This is a genomic window from Streptomyces sp. NPDC006552 (genome assembly GCF_040611655.1).
Taxonomy (GTDB): domain Bacteria; phylum Actinomycetota; class Actinomycetes; order Streptomycetales; family Streptomycetaceae; genus Streptomyces.
Genome location: NZ_JBEXOS010000132.1, coordinates 1 through 5,996 on the forward strand (window position 1 = coordinate 1; position 5,996 = coordinate 5,996).

The following is a 5,996-nucleotide window of genomic DNA, read 5'->3' on the forward strand; positions in this document are numbered from 1 at the left end:
CTCCGCTATGGCCGGACCGAAGCCGACCTGGCTCCGCAGATTCCGGTACCAGTACCCGCCGTCCAGCACCCCGGGCTCATCCACCCAGCCACCCGTCACCGTCGAATAGAAGGCGATCTCAGGAGCAGCGGCCGCAATACCGGACAGCGCCTTGGCGAGGGTCTCCTCGATGTCTTCGACGTGGCGGGTGTGCGAGGCGTAATCGACGGCGACCCGGCGCACCCGCACACCATCGGCGGACAGGACGTCCAGCGCCTCGTCCAGTGCTTGGGCGTCACCAGCGATGACGACGGACGACGGACCGTTGACGGCCGCCACCTCGACCCGGCCGGACCAGCGCCCGAGACGAGCCACCGCGTCGACCTCGTTGAGCGCGACGGACGCCATCCCGCCACGACCAGCCAGCCGTGCAGCGATCGCCTGGCTGCGCAGAGCCACAACCCGGGCCGCGTCTTCCAACGACAGCGCCCCGGACACACAGGCAGCGGCGATCTCCCCCTGCGAGTGCCCGACCACGGCATCCGGCAGCACACCCACCGACGACCACACCGCCGCCAGACCCACCATCACCGCAAAACTGGCGGGCTGAAGCACATCCACCCGCTCCAACAGCTCAGGCTCCGCCTCACCCCGCAGCACATCGACGAGCGACCAGTCCACGTACGGCTCAAGCGCCGCCGCACACTCACCGATCCGCTCCGCGAACACCGGCGAAGAGTCCAACAACTCCCGGCCCATACCAGCCCATTGAGAACCCTGACCCGGGAACACCCACACAACCTTGCCGGGCGTACCCGAACCGCCACCGGAGACGACACCGGCCGCACTCTCACCACGCTCCAACGCCCGCAACCCGGCCAGAGCCTCCGCGTGCGACGCCGCGACCACGACCGCCCGCTCGCCCAGCACCGCACGGCCCCGGGCCAGCACAGCGGCGATCTCCACCGGCGACACCCCGTCGTTGTCCTCGACGAAGGCCGCCAGCCGCCCCGCCTGACCCGCCAACGAGGCAGCGTTGTGCGCCGAGACGACCAGCGGCACCACTCCCCCGGCCGGCGCCTCCCCGGCGGAGTCGTCCGCGGGCGCCTCCGCCGGGGCCTCCTCCAGGATCAGATGCGCATTCGTGCCGCTCACACCGAACGAGGAGACACCGGCCCGGCGCGGACGGCCCTCGCGCGGCCACGCACGGGCCTGGGTCAGCAGCTCCACCGCGCCTTCCGACCAGTCGACCTCGGTCGAGGGCTGGTCCACGTGCAGGGTCGCGGGCAGCACGCCGTGCCGCAGTACCTCGACCATCTTGATGACGCTCCCCACCCCGGCGGCGGCCTGCGTGTGCCCGATGTTCGACTTCAACGAGCCGAGCCACAACGGCTTCTGGGGGTCGCGGTCCTTGCCATAGGTGGCGAGGAGCGCCTGCGCCTCGATCGGGTCACCGAGGGCCGTGCCCGTGCCGTGCGCCTCGACCACGTCCACGTCGGCCGGGGACAGTCCGGCGTTGGCGAGCGCCTTGCGGATGACGCGCTGCTGCGAGGGCCCGTTCGGTGCGGTGAGGCCGTTGGAGGCGCCGTCCTGGTTGACCGCACTCCCCCGCAGCACCGCCAGCACCTTGTGCCCGCGCTCGCGGGCCACCGACAACCGCTCCAGGAGGACGACGCCGACGCCTTCCGCCAGGCCCATGCCGTCGGCGCCGTCCGCGAACGCCTTGCAGCGGCCGTCGGCGGCCAGGCCGCGCTGGCGGGAGAACGCGACGAAGTTGCCCGGCGTCGACATCACCATCGCCCCGCCGGCCAGCGCCATCGAGCACTCGCCCGACCGCAGCGCCTGAGCCGCCAGATGGATGGCGACCAGGGAGGAGGAGCACGCCGTGTCCAGGGAGACCGCCGGGCCCTCGAACCCCAGGACGTAGGAGACGCGGCCCGAGGCCACACTGGTGGACGCGCCGGTTCCGGCGAAGCCCTCCGACTCCGGGGTCACCACGCCGGCACCGGCGCCGTAGCCCTGGCCGGACAGGCCGGAGAAGACGCCGACGTCGGTGCCCTTCAGCGAGACCGGGTCGATGCCGGCGCGCTCCAGCGCCTCCCAGGAGGTCTCCAGGAGGAGGCGCTGCTGCGGGTCCATGGCGAGGGCCTCGCGCGGCGAGATCCCGAAGAACCCGGCGTCGAAGAGGCCCGCGCCGCGCAGGAACCCGCCCTGGGTGACGTACGACGTACCGGCGTGGTTCGGGTCGGCGTCGAACAGGGCTTCCAGGTCCCAGCCGCGGTCGCCGGGGAAGTCGCCGACGGCGTCGACGCCGTCGGCGACCAGCTGCCACAGCTCCTCGGGCGAGGAGACACCACCGGGATACCGGCACGCCATGGAGACGACGGCGATCGGCTCGCGCGCCTGGTCCTGCACCTCGCGCAGCCTCTGGCGGGCCGTACGGGCGTCGGCGATCGCCCGCTTCAGATAGTCGCGGAGTTCTGCCTCGTCGGCCACTTGATTCAACCCCTAGGAGGTGGATGTGTGCGATTGCCGTGCATGGGTGCCGCACCACGTGCGCGTACACGTGCGCGGAGGTGCGTATGGGTGCGTGGGCGGGTGTCTGTGCGCGGGTGCGTCGGGCGCCTGTGCGGCCTCTGTGGGTATGGGGGCCGTGCAGGCCGGGTCGCAGTGTGTCCGGCCCGCACGGGGTGGTTCAGTCGAGCTGCTCGAAGAGCGCGAACAGTTCCTCGTCGCTGGCGTTCTCCAGGTCTCCGTCGTCGGCCGCGGCCGCGGCGGCCGTGCCGCTGTCGGTAGCCGCCTCGGCGGCCCGGAGCAGCTCGCGCAGGCGCGCGGTGATCCGGTCGCGGGCCGTCGCGTCGGGGCCCGCGGACTCGATGACCGCTTCCAGACCGGCGAGTCCGGCGAGGACGGTGTCGGCGGGGGACGCCTCGTCGACGGCGAGCCCGGCCCGCAGGTAGCGGGCGAGCGCCTGCGGGGTCGGGTGGTCGAAGACCAGCGTGGCGGGGAGTTTCAGACCGGTCGCCTCACGGAGCCGGTTGCGCAGCTCCACCGAGGTCAGCGAGTCGAACCCGGCCTCGTTGAACGCGGTGTCCGGGCGGACGCCCTCCGGTCCGCCGTGGCCGAGCACGACCGCGGCCTGGGCCCGGACCACGTCGAGGAGCAGCGCCTCCTGCTTGACCGCGGAGAGCCCGGCGAGCCGGTCGGCCAGCTGTCGCTGTCCGCCGCCGGCGGCCGCCCGGGCCTGCTGGCGGCCCGCGGGGACGAGGCCGCGCAGCAGGTGGGGTACGCCGCCGGCCGCCGCGTCGGCACGGACCGCCCGCAGGTCGAGCTTGACCGGGACGAGGAGCGCGTGCCCTGAGCCGAGCGCGGCGTCGAACAGTTCCATGCCCTCCGCGGACGGCAGCGCAAGCACGCCGCCGCGTCCCTCGCGCCGGCCCATCCGGGTCCTGGTGAGGTCGTCGATGGTGTCGGCCATGCCGGTGAGCTGCTCCCACGGGCCCCAGGACAGGGAGAGTCCGGGCAGGCCGGCCGCGCGGCGGTTGCTCATGAGGCCGTCCAGATAGGCGTTGGCGGCCGCGTAGTTGCCGCCGCCCGCGCCCATGAAGACGGACGAGGCGGAGGAGTAGACGACGAACGCGTCCAGGTCCAGGTCCCGGGTCAGTTCGTCGAGGTGGTGTACGGCGTCGACCTTCGGCGCGAACACCTTGGCCAGCCGCTCCCGGGTGAGCGTCCCGATGACGCCCGGGTCGAAGACGCCGGCCGTGTGCACGATGCCGGTCAGGCCGGGCAGCGAGGCGAGCAGCGCCGCCACCTGGTCACGGTCGGACAGGTCGCAGGCGACGGCCGAGACGTCGGCGCCGAGGCCGGTGAGTTCGGCGGCCAGCTCCGCTACGCCGTCCGCGTCCGGGCCGCGCCGGCTGGCGAGGACGAGCCGGCGTACACCGTCGCGGGTGACAAGGTGCCGGGCCGCCAGGGCGCCGAGCGATCCGCCGCCGGAGACGAGCACGGTCGCGCCGGGCCGGAACACCTCCGTCTCGCGGGGGGTGTCGGCGACGCGGGCGAGGCGGGGCACCGAGAGGGCCGTGCCGCGGACGGCGGCCTGTGGTTCACCGCCGGCCAGCAGCCCGGCGAGGACGGAGTCGAGCACCGTCTCCACGGCTCCGTCGGCGCCGGGGTCGGCGTCGAGCAGGACGATCCGGTCCGGGTGTTCGGACTGGGCGGCGCGGACCAGGCCCCACACCGCGGATCCGGCGGGGTCGGTCACCTCGCCGTCACCGGCGGGCACCGCGCCCCGGGTCAGGACCACCAGGCGCGAGTCCTCGGCGCCCTCGGCGCCCAGCCAGGCCTGGACCACGCCGAGCACGCGCGCGGTCAGGTCGAGTACGGCGTCACCGCTGCCGCCGTCGCGGTCGGTGCCGTCGGTGACGGCCTCCAGGACGACGGCGGCCGGTACGCCGCCACCGGCGGTCAGGGCCGTCGTGTCGTCGGCCGAGGTCACCGGCGCCCATGGCGGGGTGGGCTCGGAACCCGTGGCCGCGGGCGCTTCGGTCCACTCGACCGCGAACAGTGAATCGCGGCCCTCCCGCGCCGCCGTGGCGCCGAGTTGCTCGATCGACACGGCGCGCATGACCAGCGCGTCCATCGTCAGGACCGGGTTGCCGGTCTCGTCGGCCGCCGCGACGGCCAGCGCGTCGTCCCCGTTGGGCGCGACCCGTACGCGCAGCGCGGAGGCGCCCGCGGCGTGCAGCACGAGGCCGTTCCAGGAGAACGGCATCACGGGTTGCCCGGCGCTCTCCTGCGGCGCGTCGGCCGCGGCGAACGTCCCGGCCTGCAAGGCCGCGTCGAGCAGAGCGGGGTGCAGGCCGAACGCGTCGGCCGCCTTGCGCTCCGCGTCGGGCAGGGCGACCTCGGCGAAGAGTTCGCCGCCGCGCCGCCACACCGCGCGGACGCCCTGGAAGACGGGCCCGTACGCGTAACCGCGCTCCAGCAGCCCCGCGTACAGCTCATCGGTGTCCAGCGCCACCTGTTCGGCGCCTGCGGGCGGCCAGGCGGTGAAGTCGAACTCCGTGCCGGCGGTCGTGGCCGGGGCCGTGGCCGACAGGAGCCCGGTGGCGTGCCGGGTCCACGCGTCGCCGCCGGAGGCGTCCTCGCGCTGGGAGTGGATCTCCAGGGTGCGGGTGCCGTTCTCCTGTGCGCCTCCCACGGCGACCTGGAGGCGTACGCCGCCGTGCTCGGGCACGATCAGCGGCGCCTCGGTCACCAGCTCGTCCAGGACCCCGCAGCCGGCTTCGTCACCGGCCCGCACGGCCAGCTCGACCAGGCCGGTGGCCGGAATCAGCACGAGCCCACCGACCACGTGGTCACCCAGCCAGGGATGCGACTTGAGCGAGAGCCGCGATGTGAACAACAGCCCGTCGGAGTGCGGCAGTTGGACCATCGCGCCGAGCAGCGGGTGGTTGATCTCCGTCTGGCCGAGCGAGGCCGCGTCGGTGGCGGCCTGGGCCGTTTGGAGCCAGTAGTGCTGGTGGTCGAAGGCATACGTGGGAAGGGCGACCGGAGCCTGACCGGCCGGGAGCACCCCGCTCCAGTCCACGGGCACGCCCGTGACGAACAACTCGGCCATGGAGGTCAGCAGCCGTCGCAGACCGCCGTCGTCCCGCCGCAGCGAACCCGTCACGACCACATCCGTGCCACTCTCGAAGGCAGTTTCGGTGACCGGCTGGACCAGGACCGGATGAGCGCTGATCTCGACGAACGCGCCATAACCCTGCCCCAGCAACCCGGCCACGGCCGGACCGAAGGCGACCTGACCACGCAGGTTCCGGTACCAGTACGCGCCATCCAGCACCCCGGGCTCATCCACCCAGCCGCTGGTGACGGTCGAGTAGAACGGCACGAGCGGCGCCTGCGCCTCGACCCCCGCCAACGCCTCGCTCAGCACCGTTTCGATGTCCTCGACGTGGCGGGTGTGGGAGGCGTAGTCAACGGCGACCCGGCGCACCCGCACACCATCG

2 protein-coding genes are annotated in these 5,996 nt (G+C 73.5%); both read right to left on the bottom strand.

Annotation, left to right across the window (positions count from 1 at the left end):
- Positions 1 to 2,475, bottom strand: a 2,475-nt coding sequence (locus ABZY33_RS35740) for a type I polyketide synthase (RefSeq protein ID WP_356495889.1), incomplete at its 3' end; no start/stop codon positions are given.
- A 199-nt stretch (positions 2,476 to 2,674) separates the two neighbouring features.
- Positions 2,675 to 5,996: KR domain-containing protein (locus ABZY33_RS35745; protein WP_356495890.1), on the bottom strand; the 3,322-nt coding region annotated here is incomplete at its 5' end.